13 protein-coding genes are annotated in these 20086 nt (G+C 40.4%); 12 read left to right on the forward strand and 1 reads right to left on the reverse strand.

Annotated elements, in window-relative coordinates; all coding sequences use genetic code 11:
- Nucleotides 1-124: 124 nt before the first annotated feature.
- The 12 genes from BHF69_RS12260 to BHF69_RS12315 are packed head-to-tail and all read left to right on the forward strand — an operon-like array spanning nt 125 to nt 19725.
- Nucleotides 125-343, forward strand: coding sequence for a helix-turn-helix domain-containing protein (locus tag BHF69_RS12260; protein WP_075672052.1), 219 nt, complete (start codon nt 125-127; stop codon nt 341-343).
- A 14-nt stretch (nt 344-357) separates the two neighbouring features.
- Nucleotides 358-969: a DUF1819 family protein gene (locus BHF69_RS12265; protein ID WP_075672054.1), complete on the forward strand. Its 612-nt coding sequence runs from the start codon at nt 358-360 to the stop codon at nt 967-969.
- 48 nt (nt 970-1017) lie between these two features.
- Complete coding sequence (locus tag BHF69_RS12270) at nt 1018-1578, forward strand: DUF1788 domain-containing protein (protein ID WP_075672056.1); 561 nt, start codon at nt 1018-1020, stop codon at nt 1576-1578.
- A gap of 13 nt (nt 1579-1591) precedes the next feature.
- On the forward strand, nt 1592-5140 hold the full coding sequence (gene brxC / locus BHF69_RS12275; RefSeq protein WP_075672058.1) for a BREX system P-loop protein BrxC: 3549 nt from the start codon (nt 1592-1594) through the stop codon (nt 5138-5140).
- A 14-nt stretch (nt 5141-5154) separates the two neighbouring features.
- Nucleotides 5155-5610 (forward strand): hypothetical protein, encoded by a 456-nt coding sequence (locus BHF69_RS12280; protein WP_075672060.1) that lies wholly within the window; start codon nt 5155-5157, stop codon nt 5608-5610.
- Nucleotides 5611-5618: 8 nt separating this feature from the next.
- The gene (gene pglX / locus BHF69_RS12285) at nt 5619-9149 is read left to right on the forward strand and encodes a BREX-1 system adenine-specific DNA-methyltransferase PglX (RefSeq protein WP_075672062.1); all 3531 of its coding nucleotides are present in this window, start codon (nt 5619-5621) and stop codon (nt 9147-9149) included.
- A 43-nt stretch (nt 9150-9192) separates the two neighbouring features.
- A complete protein-coding gene (locus tag BHF69_RS12290; RefSeq protein WP_242946160.1) occupies nt 9193-10581 on the forward strand; it encodes a hypothetical protein in 1389 nt (462 codons plus the stop codon).
- Nucleotides 10582-10629: 48 nt separating this feature from the next.
- A complete protein-coding gene (locus BHF69_RS12295) occupies nt 10630-10839 on the forward strand; it encodes a DUF3791 domain-containing protein (RefSeq protein ID WP_075672312.1) in 210 nt (69 codons plus the stop codon).
- Between the two features lie 46 nt (nt 10840-10885).
- On the forward strand, nt 10886-12340 hold the full coding sequence (locus tag BHF69_RS12300; RefSeq protein ID WP_075672065.1) for an ATP-binding protein: 1455 nt from the start codon (nt 10886-10888) through the stop codon (nt 12338-12340).
- 6 nt (nt 12341-12346) lie between these two features.
- On the forward strand, nt 12347-14989 hold the full coding sequence (gene pglZ, locus BHF69_RS12305; protein WP_075672067.1) for a BREX-1 system phosphatase PglZ type A: 2643 nt from the start codon (nt 12347-12349) through the stop codon (nt 14987-14989).
- A 21-nt stretch (nt 14990-15010) separates the two neighbouring features.
- Complete coding sequence (gene brxL, locus BHF69_RS12310) at nt 15011-17128, forward strand: protease Lon-related BREX system protein BrxL (protein WP_075672069.1); 2118 nt, start codon at nt 15011-15013, stop codon at nt 17126-17128.
- 23 nt (nt 17129-17151) lie between these two features.
- Nucleotides 17152-19725, forward strand: coding sequence for a TrlF family AAA-like ATPase (locus tag BHF69_RS12315; RefSeq protein ID WP_075672071.1), 2574 nt, complete (start codon nt 17152-17154; stop codon nt 19723-19725).
- Between the two features lie 182 nt (nt 19726-19907).
- On the opposite strand, the gene BHF69_RS14500 is transcribed toward BHF69_RS12315, so the two are convergent.
- Nucleotides 19908-20072, reverse strand: a complete 165-nt coding sequence (locus tag BHF69_RS14500) for a hypothetical protein (protein WP_242946161.1) — start codon at nt 20070-20072, stop codon at nt 19908-19910.
- Nucleotides 20073-20086: the final 14 nt, after the last annotated feature.

Consider the following 20086-nt stretch of genomic DNA (forward strand, 5'->3'; position numbering starts at 1 on the left):
ACTTTAAATATGATTTTAAATATATAAGATTGCTGAAAACGCATTCCTATGATATGATAATAAATACGAGTATGAATAACAATATGAACAATTATTTTTGAGAAAATAAGATTGAGGTGAAGAAATGGCAATTAGTTACAAGAAGCTGTGGAAATTGCTGATTGATAAAGACATGATGAAAAAGGATTTGCGTGCAATGACAGGTGTCAGTACGACAACAATGTCTCGATTATCTAAAGATGAAAATGTGAGTACTGAAATTTTATCAAAGATTTGTTCTGCTTTGAGCTGCGATGTTGGAGACATCATGGAGTTCGTTCCTGATAAAAAAGAGGAACAGTAAGGAGGTACGGTATTATGGATCATTCTTATCCTTATATTGCGTCTCTGACCAGAGAACCGTTCCTTTTCTATGAGATGCGTTCCACCGCAAAGCTAATGGCAGAAGGAAATTCAGATGATACGATTGTAAAACAAATTGTAGAAAAGAATCTTTTTCAGTACCCAACGGAAAAATCTATCACACGAATGGCAAAAGCCTGCATCAAAAGGCTTCGTGCGCTGGAAGATGATACGCTGGTTTTGGCGATTGCATCACAGCCGACTGATGTAGCAAAGCAGATTTGTCTGTATGCGTTGATGAAACAAAGCCGACTGGTCTGGGAATTTATGCTGACAGTCATTGGCGAGAAGTACCGGTTAAGGGACATGTCTTTTGGTAAGATAGATTTGAATGCATTTTTTATGCGTTTACAGGAACAGAATGATGCCGTAGCATCCTGGAGCGATACTACAATAACAAAGTTAAAACAGATTATTGCCAGAGTGCTTGTGGAGACGGAGTATCTCGACAATCTCAAGGCAGATCATTTGAATCCAGTATGGCTGCATCCTGTTTTGGAGAATGCCATCAGAAGCAATGGCGATACGGCGGTACTGCCAGCGTTTAATTGCTTTTCATACACATAAGCGTACAACGAAATGCTCCAGTGAAGCATTTCGTGTAGGAGGTAGCCAATGAGTGACATAAAAGAACGCCTGGACAAAGTTCGGGCATTGATTCAAGAACCTGAGTTTCTGGAAGGTAAGGGACTCAGCAATGAAGTGAATATCAGAATCTTCTGTTATGAACCGGAAAATGAAATGGTTGTTCGGCATTTTGTAAATCAGCTGGAAACTGATCAGTCCTTAGATTGTCATTTGAAGGTTTGTAATTTATATAAAACATTTCTCTCCATCTGCGATGATATGGACATCACAGATGCAATTCCCGATATGGAGGAAGCTGACGGAAGTGCCTATCTTCTGGAACAGCTTAATTCAGCAATCGGTAATGGAGAGTTCATTGAAAAAATTCAGTATGAGCCGCATGAACCGGGCGATGTACTGATGTTGACGGGTGTGGGCGAGGTGTTCCCGTTTATGAGAATCCATACATTACTGGAAGCCTTGCAGCCGTATTTTTCCGATGTTCCGATTCTGGTGATGTATCCGGGTGAGTTTGATGGTCGTCATGTAAAACTATTCAATCGTCTGACACCAAATGATTATTACCGGGCATTTAATGTGATTGATTAAGGGGGATAAAGCCATGATGATTCGAGATATGTTTGCAGATGACATCAACCGCAAAATCAATGGTGTTATTAAAGTTGACCAGGCTGCTGACGATGTAATCGAGCAGGAGTTAAATGAATATGTCATCACCAGAGAATTGAAGAAACATTTCATTACATTCTTCAATTATTACAGTGATGCTTTTGACCAGCCGACTGCTGATATGGGCGTTTGGATTTCGGGTTTCTTTGGAAGTGGTAAATCCCACTTCCTGAAAATACTTTCCTACCTTCTGGAAAATAAAGAGGTAAAAAGCATCCGCAGTGTAGAGCGTTTCCGTAAAAAATTTGAGGACGACCCGGCAACCTTTATGCTAATTGACCGTGCTACCAAAGGACAGACAGAGACGATTCTGTTCAATATTGATATTGAGGGATTCAGCAACAAAGACAAGACGGCTGTCCTTCGTGTTTTTGCAAAAATGTTCTATAACCATCTGGGATTTTACGGCGAAAACCTGAAAGTCGCCATGATGGAGCGTTATATTGCCCAGCAGGGTAAAACCGAGGAGTTCCGCAGAGTTTTTGAAGAAAAGAAAGGCAAGTCCTGGCTGGAAATGCGTCGTGCCTTTGCTTTTAATGGCAAATTCATAATTCCGACACTTATGGAAGTTCTGGATATGAGCGAGGACGATGCGAAGGCGTGGTTTCATGATAAAACTGCAACAGAAATTTCTATCGCACAGCTCGTGGAAGATATGAAAGCCTATGTGGATACCAAGCCTGCGAACTTCCGTCTGCTGTTTATGATTGACGAGGTTGGTCAGTATGTCGGCACAGATACCGATATGCTTTTGAACCTCCAGTCTCTGACCGAGAAAATCGGAAGTGAGTGTGAAGGAAAGATTTGGGTGATCTGCACTGGACAGGAAGCCATTGATGAAATCATCAAAGTTCGTGCCGATGAGTTCTCCCGTATTCAGGCTCGTTTCAAAACAAGACTGAGCTTATCTTCTTCCTCTGTGGATGAAGTCATTCAGAAGCGTATTCTGAAAAAGAAACGGTCAGCAGCCAAAGAACTGGAAGGTGTTTATGAACAGAATGATTCAGTCCTTCGTAACCTGTTCAGCTTCAGCGGCTCTATTCTGGATATTAAAGGCTACTCCGGTCCGAGAGAATTTACAGAGAACTTCCCGTTCGTGCCGTATCAGTTCATCATCATGCAGAAGGTATTTGCGGAAATCCGGAAGCATGGAAATTCCGGTAAGCATCTGTCCGGCGGTGAGCGTTCCATGCTGTCCGGTTTCCAGGAAGCTGCACAGAAAATTCAGGAGAAGGACGAGTATGCACTCGTGCCGTTCTTCCGCTTTTATGATACCGTACATACTTTCCTGGACGGTTCTATCCGCCGAGTGATTGAGCGTTGTCAGAAAGCTGCTGACAATGGGGATGGTATCGAACAGCAGGATGTAGATGTACTGAAACTTCTGTACCTGATTCGTTATATTGATGATATTCCTTCCAATCTGGACAATATAGTTATCCTTATGGCAGATGATATTCGTGTAGATAAGATTATCATGCGAGAAGCTGTCCGTGGATGTCTTGATCATCTGATGAGCCAGAACTATATCGCCAGAACCGGCGATACTTATAACTTCCTGACCGATGAAGAACAGGATATTCAGCGTGAAATTCGAGATACCAATGTGGATACTGCTTCTATCGTGGAGCGTATCGCCCAGATGATTTATGGCGATATTTTCACGACCAAGAAGTTCCGTTATGGAAAATATGACTTTGCTTTCGATCAGATGGTGGATGGTATTACTGTTGGCGTGGCAACAGGCGGTATGCGTCTGCGTTTCCTGACAGTTGCTACCGATGCCATTGAAAAAACGGACTACCGTCTGATGGCAGAATCCAAAGGAAATGAAGCAATCGTTGTTCTGGCTGATACGCCTTACTATGAATCTCTGGAATCTGCCATGAAGATTCGCAAGTATGTAAAGCAGAGAAATGTAAGCCAGCTCCCGAAGAGTGTGCAGAAAATCATCAGCGACCAACAGGATGAAGCCGGAAAATATGAGCTGAGTGCTATGACGGAATTACAAAATGCCATTGAAGGGGCACAGTTTTATGTAGATGGGGAACATCTGGAAATCAAAGCTGGAAATGCCAAGAGTAAGATTGACCAGTCTCTGGAATATCTGGTTGCTCATGTATATAGCAAGCTCGATCTGATTACAGAAAATGCAGGCAGTGATGCAGATATTATTGCAATCTTAAATGGTACAGTGACCATGCTCCCTGGCATGGAGCCGAACCGTGATGCTGCTTCTGCCATGGAAGAATATCTGGAAATGCAGGATGCAAAGAAACTGCCGACTTCTATGGCAGATGTGCAGAGCAAATACAGTGCAATTCCGTATGGCTGGAAAGAAATCGACATTGCTGCTGTTGCGGCACAGCTGATTTATTCTCAGAAAGTGACCATCAAGTATGCAGGCAATACTATTCAGCCAGATGATCCGAAATTGCCGGATATGCTTCGTAAAAAGAGTGAGATTGGCAAGACTTCTATCAGCAAGCGTAAAACCATTTCCGCTACGATGATGCGAGATGTAAAAGCAATGCTCCGTGAGTATTTCGACATCATGGATGTGCCAGACGATGAAGATGGTCTGATTCGTTTTGTGACCGAGAAATTTACAGAGCAGCGTGATTACTATGCTTCCCTGGATGCACGTTATGATGGACATAAATATCCGGATCATGCATTGGTGCAGGAAGCCATTCATCTGATGGACGATGTACTTTCTCAGAGGAAAGACAATATTGCCCTGATTGAGCGTGTCCTGAAAAAAGAGGATGCTCTTTTCGATAACAAAGAAGCCATGAGCAACGGCATTGAAAACTTCTTCAAAACCCAGGTAACAGTATTCGACCATGCAGTGCAGTTTGAAAAATCTTTGCATGATGACCTTGACCGTATTGCCGAAAATGAAGAAGCACATAAGGCACTGAATACCATTCGGCTGATTACCATGGTTCGGACCGGAAGCAAGTTCAACTATAACAGGATTCGTGAATTGAATCCGCTGATGGATACCGTTCGTATCGCCCATGATAAGATGCTGGAAGAAAAACGTGCCGAGGTTCTGGAAACCGTTCGTCAGTGTATGGAAGCAACACACATTGCCGCAAATGGCGATTCCAAGGCATCTCATCTGATTGAAAAATCAGACCGGTACTTCAGTCAGTGCAAGGAGAAAATCGCAGAATTAAAGAGCCTTGCCCTTCTGGATGCTATGTTCTTGCCGATGTGCCAGTACAAGGATGATACAGTCAGCAATATCGAGTCTGTTCTGACACCGCCTGCACTGAAGCCGCAGGTACAGCCGACACAGCAGGGAAAAGAAGCTGCTCCGGCAAAGAAGAAAGTGGTTCGTGCCTATAATCGTCAGGTTGTATTCCAGGCAAAGACCTTACAGAGCGATGCGGATATTGATGATTATGTAGAGAAGATTCGTTCTCAGCTGAAACAGTTGCTGAAGAATTGCGATGAAATTAAGCTGAATTAAGGAGACGAAATATAATGTTTATAGGTATGTTGGCGTTTCAGTTATCAGGAGCATTAGTGTTGCTTTTAAATTGCATGAAGGGTGGAAAAGAAGCGGTAATTAGAAACTGTTTTCCAGGAACCAATGTTGTTGAACGAGATGAGAACAATAACTGTAAAATAGAGAAAGAAAAGCTACAAAAAAGTGCACATAATATTTATTTGAATATTATAGCTTTTGCGGATTTGGTTGTTGGTTATATACTTGCAGCTTTTAGCCCGACAGCAGACTCTCAAACATCTGTAATCTTGATGGAGGTTATTGTACTTACTTGTGCTTTACTTGTTATTGAATATTATCTGAGCCGTTTCTGTGCAAGAAAAATTTATGCACAGGATGCTGTAATTCCATTTGAGAATTTGGATGGTGTGGACACTTTTCCTAAAGGGCAGGAAATTAATGATATGTTCAATGATGCGTTTAAGGAGTGAGGAAAATTATGAACAAGAATGAGATTAAAAAGTTTGCTGTTTGGGCAAGAACAGAGCTGATCGCCCGTGTTTCTCTGAAAGGTGTGGGATACGGTATTAAAGAGGACGAGCAAGTTTCCGCTGCAGCTGACAGCGTGGGCGGCAAAGTCCTGACTGACAATGAAAAGAAACAGCGTCAGGCTCTCATTGCCGAGATTAAAGATAAAGGATATAAGCAGGTCATGGAGGAAGTTGCCTATACTTGGTTTAACCGTTTCTCTGCCCTGCGATTTATGGAAGTGAACGGCTATCTTCCTTCTCATGTGCGTGTATTCACAGATGAGGAGAACAACTTTAAGCCGCAGATTATAACCGAAGCCATTCATCTGGATTTGGATGGACTGGATATGGAAAAGGTCTATGAGCTGAAAGAAACAGAAAAGACCGAAGAATTGTATAAATATCTGCTGATTGTGCAGTGCAATGCCCTGAATAAGATTCTGCCGGGAATGTTCCAGAAGATTGCGGACTATACCGAGCTTCTTCTGCCGGATAACCTGCTGAGAGAAGGCAGTGTCATCCAGCAGATGATTGAGCTGATACCGGAGGACGACTGGAAAGATGCTGTCCAGATTATCGGCTGGCTGTATCAGTATTACAACAGCGGGAAAAAGGATGATGTTTTCGCTGCTCTGAAAAAGAAGGTGAAAATCACAAAAGAAAATATTCCTGCGGCTACCCAGCTTTTTACACCGGACTGGATTGTCCGTTATATGGTAGAAAACAGCCTTGGTCGTTTGTGGCTGGAGGGACACCCGGATGCCAAAGAGCAGCTTCTGCCGACAGAGGAAGAACAGTCTGCCTATGCAGCCGGAAAACGTGACCCGGAAGATACCAAATGGCACTACTATCTGGAAGAAGCAGAGCAGGAACCGGATGTGCAGGCACAGCTTGCTGAAATTTGCAAAGAATATGTAGCATTGACGCCGGATCAGCTGAAAGTGATTGACCCATGCTCCGGTTCCGGTCATGTCCTTGCCTATATGTTTGATGTGCTGATGAAGATTTATGAATCTTACGGCTATACCACCCGTGAAGCAGTGGCAAGCATTGTAGAGAATAATATCTATGGTCTGGATATTGATGACCGTGCGGCACAGCTTGCTTACTTTGCGGTGATGATGAAAGCCCGTCAGTATGACCGCCGCTTCTTTAGTCGTGGGATTCAGCCCCATGTGTATGCCATTGTGGAGAGCAACCATGTGGACAAGTTTGCCGTGGAGTATTTCTGTAATGGGGATGCCAAGCTGAAAGCGGCAATGGATACGATTATCAGCGAATTGCATGATGCAAAAGAATATGGCTCTATTCTGACGGTAACACCGCAGGATTGGTCTGCCTTGTATGATCGTTTTGCAGAAATCGTGGAGGACATCAATATGTCCCGTGATGTGGCACTGGCAGAATTGTTGCCGCTGGTGCAGGTGGCAGAAGCACTGGCACAGAAGTATGATGTGGTGGTGACGAATCCACCATATATGGGAGCATCTAATATGAACCCGAAGCTGAAAGAGTTTATTAAAAATAATTACGCTGATTACAAAAGTGACTTCTTTTCTGCGTTTGTTATTCATGCTTCACAAATGACAAAACGGAGTGGCTACTGTGGTTTCTTTACACCTTATGTGTGGATGTTTATTTCTGCATATGAAAAAATGCGGAATTACTTGTATAATCGAACTACTATTGAAACACTGATTCAGTTTGAATATTCTGCATTTGAAGAAGCAACGGTTCCGGTATGTACTTTTGCCTTTAAAAATTGTCATGTACAGAAAAAAGGATGTTATTTGCGCTTAGTAGATTTTCGTGGAGGTATGGAAATCCAGAGGAAAAAAACGTTGGAAGCAATCAAAAATCATGACTGCGGATTTTATTATGAGAAAAATAGCGATAATTTTTCTAAAATTCCAGGAAGTCCGATAGCGTATTGGGTATCCAATAATGTTTTTAATAGTTTTACAACTCTCAAACCGATTTCTTTTTATGGAGAAGCAAAAGCAGGAATGACAACAGGAAATAATGAGAGATTTTTGAGATTATGGACTGAAATAAGTAATACGAAAATAGGATTGGGATGCAAAAATAGTCATGAAGCGGCTGAATCAAAGAAAAAATGGTTTCCATATAACAAAGGTGGCGGGTATAGAAAATGGTATGGATTGAATGATTACGTGGTCTTGTGGGAAAATGATGGTTACGAAATAAAAAATGCAACAGACAAAGGAAGAAAAATTGCCAGTGTAAGAAGTGAAAGATTATATTTTAAAAAGTCTATAACGTGGGCAACTTTGACTTCGTCTGCGATTTCGTGTCGATATTCGGAACCTGGACATTTATTTGATGATAAAGGTTCAAGTTGCTTTATCTCTGATAAAGAATATGACTATGTACTCGCATTGATTAACTCTTGTGTTGGAAACTACTTCTTAAATCTTTTGAACCCAACGATATCTTTTCAGTCTGGCAATATTGGTGCATTGCCATTAAATGAATTGTATTTTGGAGATTATCAGATAAAAATAAAAGTTGACAAAAATGTATATCTTGCAAAAGAAGATTGGGACTTGTTTGAAACATCATGGGACTTCCATCACCATCCACTTCTTCGCAAAGCTTCTACCATTGCAGAAGCCTTTGATCAGTGGCAGACTGAATGTGATGAACGTTTTAACCAGCTCAAAGCCAATGAGGAAGAACTGAACCGTATCTTCATTGACATTTATGGCTTGCAGGACGAGCTGACACCGGAGGTTGAGGATAAGAATGTGACCGTCCGCAAGGCAGATCTTAGTCGGGATATTCGCTCTTTCATCTCCTATGCTGTTGGCTGTATGTTTGGTCGTTACTCTCTGGATGTGGACGGACTTGCCTATGCAGGCGGCGAATGGGATGCAAGCAAATATGCTTCTTTTGCTGCTGACAAGGATAACATTATCCCGATCTGTGACGATGAATATTTTGAGGATGATATTGTCGGTTTGTTCGTGGAGTTTGTGAAAACGGTTTACGGTGCAGATACGCTGGACGAAAATCTGAAATTCATTGCCGATGCACTGGGCGGTAAGGGTCAGCCGAAGGATGTGATTCGGAAGTATTTCTTGAGCGACTTCTATTCTGACCATTGCAAGATTTATCAGAAACGCCCGATTTACTGGCTGTTTGACAGCGGCAAGAAGAATGGCTTTAAGGCTCTGATTTATATGCACCGTTATCAGCCGGACACCATTGCTCGCATTCGTACTGATTATGTGCATGAACAGCAGGCTCGTTATCGTACTGCTATTGCTGATCTGGAACAGCGTATTTCCAATGCTTCTACCGGAGAGCGTGTAAAGCTGAACAAAAAGCTGACCACCTTGCAGGCACAGGATACCGAAATCAGAACTTACGAGGAAAAAATACATCACCTTGCCGACCAGATGATTTCCATTGATCTGGACGATGGCGTGAAGAAGAATTATGCAATTTTCCAGGATGTTTTGGCTAAAATAAAGTAAAGGAGGGGTAGTTATCGAACCGAAAAGAAAGAAGTCTGTTCTCTTGGGGAACGGAGTAAATATACAGTTTGGCGGAAAAGCCTATTCAAATAGGTTTATTTTGTCAAGAATTATCTTTAACGCGCAGTGCGATAAGTATGATAGTCTTTTTGAAGGTACGTTGTCTGGAAGTGAAATCGAACAGATATTTCGTGGACTTCTTCCTACTGCAAATGCTGTACTTGATAAAAAGTATGATAAAGTTAATGTTGATGACGAAGTAAAAAAAGCTGTGATGGAGTTTGAGGCACAAAATGCAGAACGCAGTAAATTTGAGCATTATTATGAGATTCCATTGGAAGATTGGTTTCTGTTACTTCGATTATTCTTCTTGGATAATCCGGATTTAAGTGATATGTGGAAAGTATCAAAACAAGGATTTGAATGGATGATTCTGGATGCTATCTACAATGATGGTAAAATTCAAGAAATTTATCAAAAAATGAAAAAGCCTGTCAAACGTTTTTTTAAATCGTTTGATTCGATATTTACATTGAATTACGATAATAATATTGAAAGGCTGACCAATAAAACAATTTATCATCTACATGGGGATTATTCTGTTCTTGCAGATTCTGAAAATTCTGAAACAGTTCAGGGATTTTTGAATAAGCAAAACGGAAAAATCGTTATGAATCCAGATTATCCGCAATGTTATTGTAATGCGCTACTTAATTTTAGTGGACAAAATAAATATAAAGAAGCGCAGGATAAAGTGAAAGGAATTGAAGTTCTTCAAAGACTAAAGCAATTACATGACACGGATGTGGCGGGATTTGAGATAATGAGAGCAGGTGTAGAATCAGAAAAAGCTCAAATTATAGATACTTATATCAAACATCCAGAACTGAAAATTGCCACGGATTATCATTTTGGGGAACTTGAAAAACTTTCAGGTGAATTGCATATCATAGGACTTTCACCGCAGAATGATAGCCATATATTTGCTTGTATTGAAAAAAGCTCATTAGATAAGATTGTTTTCTATTCATATGGTGAACCACCAAAAACATTGCCATTGACTAAACCATATGAATTTGCGGATATTAAGCAGTTATGGAAGTCGTTAGATGCGAATCAGCCACAATATAATTGTGGTAGAAAGTATCCGGATTCTGATGAAGCTAAGAAGTTTTTTGAACTTTTTAATGCATTATCCCTTGATCCGATTACAAAAGAAGAAATCGAAAAAGAGGCAAATTCGATTCCTGAATACATGGCGATTCCATTATGCAAAGAAGCTATGAATTGGATGAAGGTTCAGAAAACACCAAGAAGTGAAGAAGAACTTATTAAACAGTTTAGAATGGTTAGTAGAATTGCTTTAAGAGAAGGAATTTATCCATCTGCTTTTTATTTGATTTTAATAGATAATTTTTCAAAATTGTCGTAAAAGGAGGGCTTGCGTGTGATGACGGATGAAAAAATCAAAAATCCTACCATGAAAGCAAACCCGATTTTGCTTCAGAAAAAATATGTCCGTGTCATTGAGTGCTTTGCCAAACAGCAGGGACTTTCACTGGATGAGGCGTTGGGATTGTTTTATCATTCCGAAGTCTATCAGTTAATGCGTGACGGTGTTTCTGATATGCACTGCATGAGCGATTTGTATCTTGCTGAAGAATTAAGACTGGAATATCAGATGAAATAATAAAAAGGCTATGCACAGCATAGCGAATTGAGAGCGAGGTGTGATGATGACCATAGAAGAAATTCTTGCAGGAGAATCGAAGAATGTGGAGTTCAAAGAGGACCTGCCGGAGAAAAGTATCAAATATATGAAGTCTGTGGTTGCCTTTGCAAATGGAACCGGAGGAAAAATCATTTTCGGAATTGCTGATAAGACCAGAGAAGTGGTCGGTTTTGACAAGGAAGATGTGTTCAAAAAAATGGATACCATTGCGAATGCCGTATCAGATAGCTGTGAACCGGCAATTATCCCGGATATTACTTTACAGACCGTTGATGGTAAGACTGTTATTGTGGCAGAAATTTCTGAGGGTAGGCAGCGACCCTATTATATCAAGGCTCTCGGCAGAGAAGGTGGTGTATATGTCCGTGTTGCCGGAACCACCCGTCTTGCTGACGAGTATATGATAAAAGAGCTGCTGTTCGAAGGTAGCAACCGTTATTTCGATCAGGCTTTATGTACGGGATTGACGATTACAGATGAAGATATTGATGCTCTTTGTAAAGCCATGAAGGAACAGGCAGTCAAAAACGCTCATACAGAGGAACAGAAAGCGTCTATTAAAGATGTTGGCAAACAACAGCTTCGTTCTTGGGGTGTTTTGATTGAGCGTGATGGGAAAGATTATCCGTCCAATGCTTTTGCTATTTTGACAGGTAACGGAGGACTTCATGTTGCAACGCAATGTGGCGTGTTCAAAGGTACAACGAAATCGGTATTTGTTGATCGTCGGGAGTATACCGGTCCGATTTGGGAACAGATAGATGAAGCATTTCAGTTTGTTCTGAGAAATATTCATCTGGGTGCTACGATTGTGGGCATTTATCGCCAGGATATTTATGAGATTCCACCGGATGCTATTCGTGAGTTAATCATCAATGCAATGGTGCATCGCAGCTATCTGGATCATGGTACGATACAGGTTGCAGTGTATGATGATCGGCTGGAAATCACATCTCCAGGTAAACTACCAATGGGACAAACCCTGGAGCGTATGAAAGAAGGATATTCTAAAATCAGAAATGAAGCTCTTGCTCATGCCTTTGCTTATATGAATCTGATTGAGCATTGGGGAAGCGGCATTCCGAGAATTATTGATAAAGTAAAAGCTGCCGGACTGCGGGAACCAGAGTTTATTGGTGGCGAGGTCGATTTGCGTATCAATATCTATCGAGGTCAGATTGACGGCACTGTTGACCTCAATTCCCCCAATACTGCCGTTAAACTGCCGTTAAACCGCCGGGAAACCGCCGATAAAGTGCCGGCAAATGAACAGGAACAGCAAATTTATAAATATGTATCGGAAAATGCCGGCATTACAACAGCACAGGCAATGAAACTTCTTGGTATCAAACAGCGTAGAACCAGAGAAATACTGGTTAAAATGGTTGAAAAAGGATGGCTGAGAAAAGAAGGTGCTTCAAGAAGCACAATTTATGTAAAAAATACGGAAGGGAGATAATGCAGCATGGATACAGACAAAGTAATACAAGACTTGAACCGCAGATTTGCTGCACCTCTGCCGGAGTTTTATCAGCGTCGTATCATCTTCTGGTACGATGAAGATAAGGAATTTGAGGACAAGCTGGACGAAGTGGTTCTGGAAAATGCAAAGGTGATTGCGCTGACTGGCAATAATGCGTTTTCTGTAAAAAAACTGCTTTCAGTAGATGATTTGACCACAAACTATCTGGTTTATAGTCCTTTAGCATATAACCGCTTGGATGACAATTGGCTTTTGGATGTGGAGCTTTACAGTGAGGAGTTCCGGGCAGACCTGATTTCTATCTGGATGGATGAGATGGGACTTGTATCAAATCCGGCCATGCGGAAACAGGTTAAAAATTATCGTGCTTATTTCAATGCGAAAGACCGCCGCTTGAAAGTCAGCACACAGAATAAAGTTCCGGCAATTCCGGCACAACTGCACATGGCTGTTATGGCGGCAATCTGTGGATTGAAAGACGCACAGCCAAATCAGATTTTACGCAGTGTGTTCCGTGCAGGACTGGACTTAAATAACAATGGAATTTATCAGGATTTCGTAAAATATCATGCAGACGGTGCGTTCTGGGCAATGGTTCGCCAGAGATGTGGCTTTGTAGAGGAAGAATCTGATCTTGGACGACTGGCAATTCATCTGCTGTTGACCTCTGCTACCCGTACTATGCGGCAGGAATATCTTGCCGGACTGGACGGTTTTATTTCTATGCCGCATCAGGCATATTGCTATGATTTTATTTCTGAATGGCTTCACAGCGAGGATATTCAGCAGTTATATGATGTGGCACGGTATGTTGAAGATGAAGCCTGTTTGCATCAGCGGTTTGAGAAGCTGACAGTGGATGATCTGGCAGCTACGGAGTGTTTTCCGTGCATTAATGAAGTGATTCTGACAAAGCTGATGACAGAAATCAGCGACTATATCATTGATGTAGATACCATTACTTCTATGGTTGAAAAGCGGAGAACCTGTGCATGGTATGAGCCATTTGAAAATTTCTATGACGGTATTTTGCAAGTGGCAAATATGCAGAGCTTCTTCAGGGAGCATTCTGCCGGATTCCATACCGCAGAAGCAAAAGGCATCTGGAAAGAATACACAGAAAGCTATTATCAGATGGATACCTATTACCGTTTGTTCCATCTGAGTTTCCAAAAGAGCCTGGAGACTTCCAATATTCTGTTGGACGATTTGTTTAAGAACGTTGTCGATAAAGTGGAAGGTCTTTATACCCATTGGTTTCTGGGGGAACTGGGCAATAACTGGTCGGATGTATGTGCGGATGAACTGGCAACCTACGGTAAGGTTCTGGAAGTCCCTCAGCAGGAAGAATTTTATCGTTCCCGCATTAAGACCGCAGATACCAAAGTGTTCGTAATTATTTCGGATGCTATGCGTTATGAAGTGGCAGCTACGATGGCAGAACAGCTTCAGAGAGAAACTCAGAGTAAGGTGTCCATCAGCAGTATGCAGAGCATCTTCCCTTCTATCACAAAGTTCGGCATGGCAGCATTATTGCCGCATAAAGAACTGACGGTAGAAGTTCAGAACGATATTCTGAAGGTTCTGGCAGATGGACAATCTACGGCAAGCACTTATCGGGATAAGGTTCTGAAATCAGAAGATCCGGCGAGTGTTGCCCTGAAATATAATGACATTATTGCTATGAAGCGGGCAGAGCGAAGTGCTTTGGTAAAAGGTATGGATGTAGTCTATATCTATCACGATACCATTGATGAAGCAAGCCACACTTCCGATACCGCTGTTTTTGCCGCTTGCGATAAAGCAATTTCAGAATTGAAGAACCTTGTGCGTATTATTGTAAATGAATTTGGCGGCACGAATATTCTGATTACTGCTGACCATGGATTCCTTTATACATATAGTCCGCTGAAGGAAGAAGACAAAGTGGATAAGAAAGGTTTTTATGATGTAGACATGGTAAATTCCGACGCAATTAGAAAAGAAAGCACAAGAAGATGTGTGGAATATGGCAGACGCTATGCGATTATGCAGAAGGGCGTGCAACCAGACTATTTGCTGCCTGTAAAAATGCTGGATGGAAATACAGATTATGAGGGATTTGCTCCAAGAGAAAATATTCGAATTAAGATGAGTGGCGGTGGCATGAATTTTGTGCATGGCGGTATTAGTTTGCAGGAAATGGTTGTTCCGGTGATTGAATACCATTATCTTCGTAATGATTCTATGGAGTATAAGCGTAATAAGCAGAAATATGATACAAAACCGGTAACAGTCAGTCTGCTGTCCGCAAACCGTAAAATAAGCAATATGATTTTCTCACTGAACTTCTATCAGAAGGATGCAGTGGGAGCAAACCGTGAAGCAGTTACTTATCAGCTTTATTTTACGGATGAAAATGGCAAGCAGATCAGTGATGTCCAGAAGATTATTGCGGATAAGACAAGTGATAATGGAGCAGAGCGTACTTTCCGTTGCCAGTTTAATTTGAAATCGCTGAAATACAGTAATACCGATACCTACTATCTGGTTATTGCAAACGAACAGGGATTGCAAATGCCGCAGCGTGAGCCATTCCAGATTGACATCGCCTTTGCGGTGGATGAGTTTGATTTCTTTAGTTAAGTACCGTAGGAGGATGGAAAGATGGAGCAATTTACAGAGGGTGAAAGCACCCGTGAAGAAATAAAGAACAAACTCCGCCAGAACTTTGACGGTAAGATTGTTCGGAAAGATCTGACAAAGAAAATCAAGGAAGGGGCAAATGTTCCAGTCTATGTACTTGAATTTTTGTTAGGTCAGTATTGCAGTTCAGATGATGAATCTGTCATTGAAAAAGGTGTACAGAATGTAAAGCGTATTCTTGCCGACAATTTTGTGCGTCCGGATGAATCGCAGAAGATTCTTTCTCAGCTGCGAAAAAAAGGCAGTCACACAATTATTGATATGGTGACTGTCCGTCTGGATATGAAAAAGGACTGCTTCTTTGCTGAGTTTTCCAATCTGGGAGTCAGCAATGTGCCGATTGCAGATGAATACCCGGAAAAATTTGACCGCTTGCTCTGTGGTGGTATCTGGTGCATTGTTCAGCTGGATTATGAGGTCGAGGGCGATAATAACTTTGGAATTGAGGATATTGATGGAAATCCGCTTCGTTCCAAACAAAAGAAGCAGAAAGATATTTCACCCATCAGTATTCGTAAGCTGACACCGATTCAGATGCCGCATATTGATATTGACGAGCTGAAACAGGGACGAAAAGCCTTTACCAAAGATGAATGGCTGGATATTCTTCTCCGTTCAATCGGCATGGAACCGGATGAATTTACATATCGTGAGAAATGGTTGCTTCTGACCCGTATGATTCCACTGGTTGAGAATAATTTTAATCTTTGTGAGCTGGGACCGAGAAGTACCGGTAAGTCCCATCTCTACAAAGAGATTTCTCCGAATAGTATTCTGATTTCTGGTGGACAGACCACGGTTGCAAACCTGTTTTATAATATGGGTCGCAAAACTGTTGGACTGGTCGGATTATGGGATTGCGTTGCTTTTGATGAAGTTGCCGGTATCAAGTTCAGAGATAAAGACGGTATTCAGATTATGAAAGACTATATGGCATCTGGCTCTTTTGCTCGTGGCAAAGAAGAAAAGGCTGCTACTGCTTCCATGGTCTTTGTTGGAAACATCAATCAGAGCGTGGATGTACTGTTGAAAACATCCAGTTTATTTGACCCATTCCCACCGGAAATGGGAACAGATACAGCATTTCTTGACCGTATGCACTGTTATCTTCCGGGATGGGAGATTCCAAAGTTTCGACCAGAGCACTTTACCAATGATTATGGTTTTATCAGCGATTATCTGGCAGAGTTTATCAGAGAGCTTCGCAAGGAACAGTATGGGGACGCACTTGACCATTACTTCCGTCTCGGAAAGAATCTGAATCAGCGTGACACCATTGCGGTTCGCCGTATGGTGGACGGTTATCTGAAGTTAATGTATCCGGGTGGTGAGTTTACAAAGAAAGAACTGGAAGAAGTCATTCAGATTGCATTGGAAATGCGCCGTCGTGTGAAAGAACAGCTGAAAAAGCTGGGCGGTATGGAGTTCTACGATGTGAACTTCTCTTATATTGACCTGGATGATATGTCAGAACATTATGTCTCCGTACCGGAACAGGGCGGCGGTAAGCTGATACCGGATGGCATGTGTAATCCGGGACAGGTATACACCGTATCCAGAGGAAAAAGCGGTATGCTTGGTGTATTTCGTCTGGAAAGTCAGATGCTTCCGGGAAACGGCAAAATTGAACGGACTGGCTTAGGCAGTGACTCTAAGTGCAAAGAAGCTGTGAATACAGCATTTAACTATCTGAAAGCAAATGGAAACCGAATCAGCGGTTCTATCAGTACCTCAACCAAAGACTACATCATCAATTATCAGGATTTGCAGGGAATCGGCATGACAGATAAGCTGGCACTTCCTACCTTGATTGCTCTTTGCTCGATTGCATTGGGAAAACCTGCTGTAAGTAACCTGGCAATATTGGGCGATATTACAATCAGTGGAACAATGATAAAGGTGGATGAGCTTGCTAATACGCTTCAAGTGTGCCTGGACAGCGGTGCAAAAAAGGTACTGATTCCAAGTACCTCCTTTGTGGATTTCGCAAGTGTTCCGGCAGATCTGATGAGTGCATTTCAGCTGATTCCGTACCAGAGTGCGGAGGATGCTGTGTTTAAGGCGTTAGGAGTAGAGTAAGCATATAAGCTAGGAGGGATAAAATGTTTGAAGCAGGGCTTGAATTTTTAAGAGCGGATTTTCATCTGCATACACAAAAGGATAAAGAATTTTCATATAGTGGAGAACCAAATGATTTTGTAAAATCATATGTTTCAGCACTAAAACAGGCAAACATTTCTGTTGGAGTTATTACAAATCATAATAAATTTGACAAAGATGAATATAAAGCATTGAAAAAGGCAGCAAATAAAGAAAAAATATTTATATTACCTGGTGTAGAATTGACGGTTAAAGAAGGTTCTAATGGTATACATACTCTTATTGTCTTTAATCCCGATGAATGGTTAGAGAATGGTAATAACCACATTCAAACATTTTTGACGACAGCATTTGCAACAATATCTAATCCTGAAAATAGAAATACAAAATGTTGTTATGATTTGAAAAATACGTTGGAAAAACTTGAAGAGTATGGAAAAGATTATTTTGTAATATTTGCCCATGTTGACCAAGGCAGTGGCTTATTTAACGAATGTGGAGGAGGTCTTTTAGAATCACTTTCAGGGCTTGCTCCGTTTAGAAAACGAGTTTTAGGAATACAAAAATCGAGGACAAGAGATAATATAAATAAATTTAATCGTTGTTTTGGATATATTCCGGCTCTTATAGAGGGATCGGATCCTAAATCATTGAAAGATATTGGAAAAGGCGATAAACAAACATATTTAAAAATTGGAGAATACTCATATGCGGCGATTAAATTTGCTTTACAGGACTATAAAAGTAGAGTTGCTGAATCGTTACCGGAAAGAAGACATGGGTATATTGAGTCTATAAGTTTTCAAGGTGGAAAATTTGATGGACAGACTATCAGATTTTCATCAGAGCTTAATTCATTAATCGGAATTCGTGGAAGTGGAAAATCATCTGTGCTTGAAGCAATTCGTTACATATTTGATCTGCCGTTGCAAACAGATAAAGAATATAAAGAGTCATTGATAAAAAACATTTTTGGCTCAGGAGGAAAAGCAACTTTATCTGTTGTTGATAAACATGGCAAACGTTATACTATCAGCCGTATATATGGTGAACAAAGTAATGTTATAGATGAAAATGGAATCGATTTAAATATACAACCGTCAAGTTTGGTTGATGGTATTCAATATTTTGGACAAAAAGATTTATCAAATAGTGCTGATCATGAAAATGGGCTCCTTGAGAAACTTGTTGGTGGAAAAATTGGAAAAAGCACAGAAATAACATCTTGTGTGAGCGAATTGGCAACAGCAATTTCTGAATTGATAGATGCCAATAAAATTCCAGAGCAGATTGAAGAATGCAATATTAGAAAATCTGAAGTTGAGCATAAAATGTCTATTTACAAAGAGAAAGGCGTTTCAGAAAAATTAAAAAAACAAACCGGGTACACAACAGATAAAACAAAGCTAGATTCTGTAAAAGGAAGAATTGATTCGACAGTACGAGAGTTAAAACAGTGCTATGACAAAAATAAAGATGTGGCTTTGAGCTTGCAAGGTGTAGAAAGTATTTATAATCCTGATATTATAAAAAAGGCACAGAATATCTTGAGTGTGATTGGAAATGAAATCACAAAAATTGGAGAAGCTGTCAATCAGATAGAGGAAAGTTCTTCAGAATTTGCGACTGTAATAACAGATTTATCGAAAAAAATAGAAGGTCTTTCAGATGAATTTGCTGAGATTAAACGAGAAATTCAAGATGATACATTAGATATCGACGGCTTTGTCAAAATGACAGAAGAATTAGAAAAACATAAAGAAAACTTAAAGCAACTGGATGAACGGGCTAAATCAAGAAAGCAAATAGAAAGTATGTTCAAGAAAGCGGTACGCGAAAGAAATGATATATTGTTGGCACAGTTCAATGCATATAAACTTGAAATCCAGAAGATTAATGAATCGCAAAGCGAATTAAACATTACTATTGATTTTAAAGGCGACAGAGAGAGTTTTAAATCACAGATGAAGGCTGATTTTAGAGGTTCAGGTATTTCTGAAATAAAGTATCAATCGTTATGTGACACGTTTAGAGATTATGTGGAACTTATAGAAGATTGGATATTATGCGACGGTATAAAAATTAAGGAAATTATTTCAGCCTCAGAATATACAAAGCTTGATAAAAAATTGCAAGATCAGTATTCAGACCTTTTGAAGAATCAAGTTCCAAATAAAGTAGAAATATATTATCATGAAAAATTATTACGACACCATTCAATAGGTCAGCGTGCATCGGCGCTTATATTATTTATACTTATGCAATCTGATAATGATATTATTCTTATAGATCAACCGGAAGATGATTTGGATAATAAAATTATTTACGATGAAGTTATTACTGCAATTGCAGAAAAGAAACAAGAAATGCAATTTGTTTTTGCTACGCATAATGCTAACATTCCGGTTTTAGGGGATGCTGAGAGAATTTTTTATGTTGAATATCAAGATACAAAAATCGATATAGCACAGGGAAATATTGATCTTAAAGCTACACATAAGCAAATTGTTGATATCATGGAAGGCGGAGAGGAAGCATTTGATAAAAGGCAATTAATTTATACTTCGTGGAAATAGGATGTATAGCTGATGTTTGGATTAGGTAAATAAGTATATTCCATATTGGGCATAATTTAGTTTCGCTAAGTTTCACTTATCTAAGCAGATAAGTGAAATTTAATAGAATAATATGTAAAAAAGGCACTTTATAGTGCTTTTTTCATGGCTATAAATGGAAAATAGAATAAATTTAAGTTTTGCTAAGTTTCACTAAGTTCTACATTTGCAGATCGCCATTGTTTTTTAGGCTTATATTTTCCGCACCCATCAAAAGTCTGTGACCAGTTGATTTTCCATTCAAAATATTCATCTCTGGTAATCTCACCTGACTTCAATTCTTCTTTTCTGATTACCCATTCTTTCATAAAATCATTGAGAA

This window comes from Anaerostipes sp. 992a, from assembly GCF_001940245.1.
Taxonomy (GTDB): Bacteria; Bacillota; Clostridia; order Lachnospirales; family Lachnospiraceae; genus Fimousia.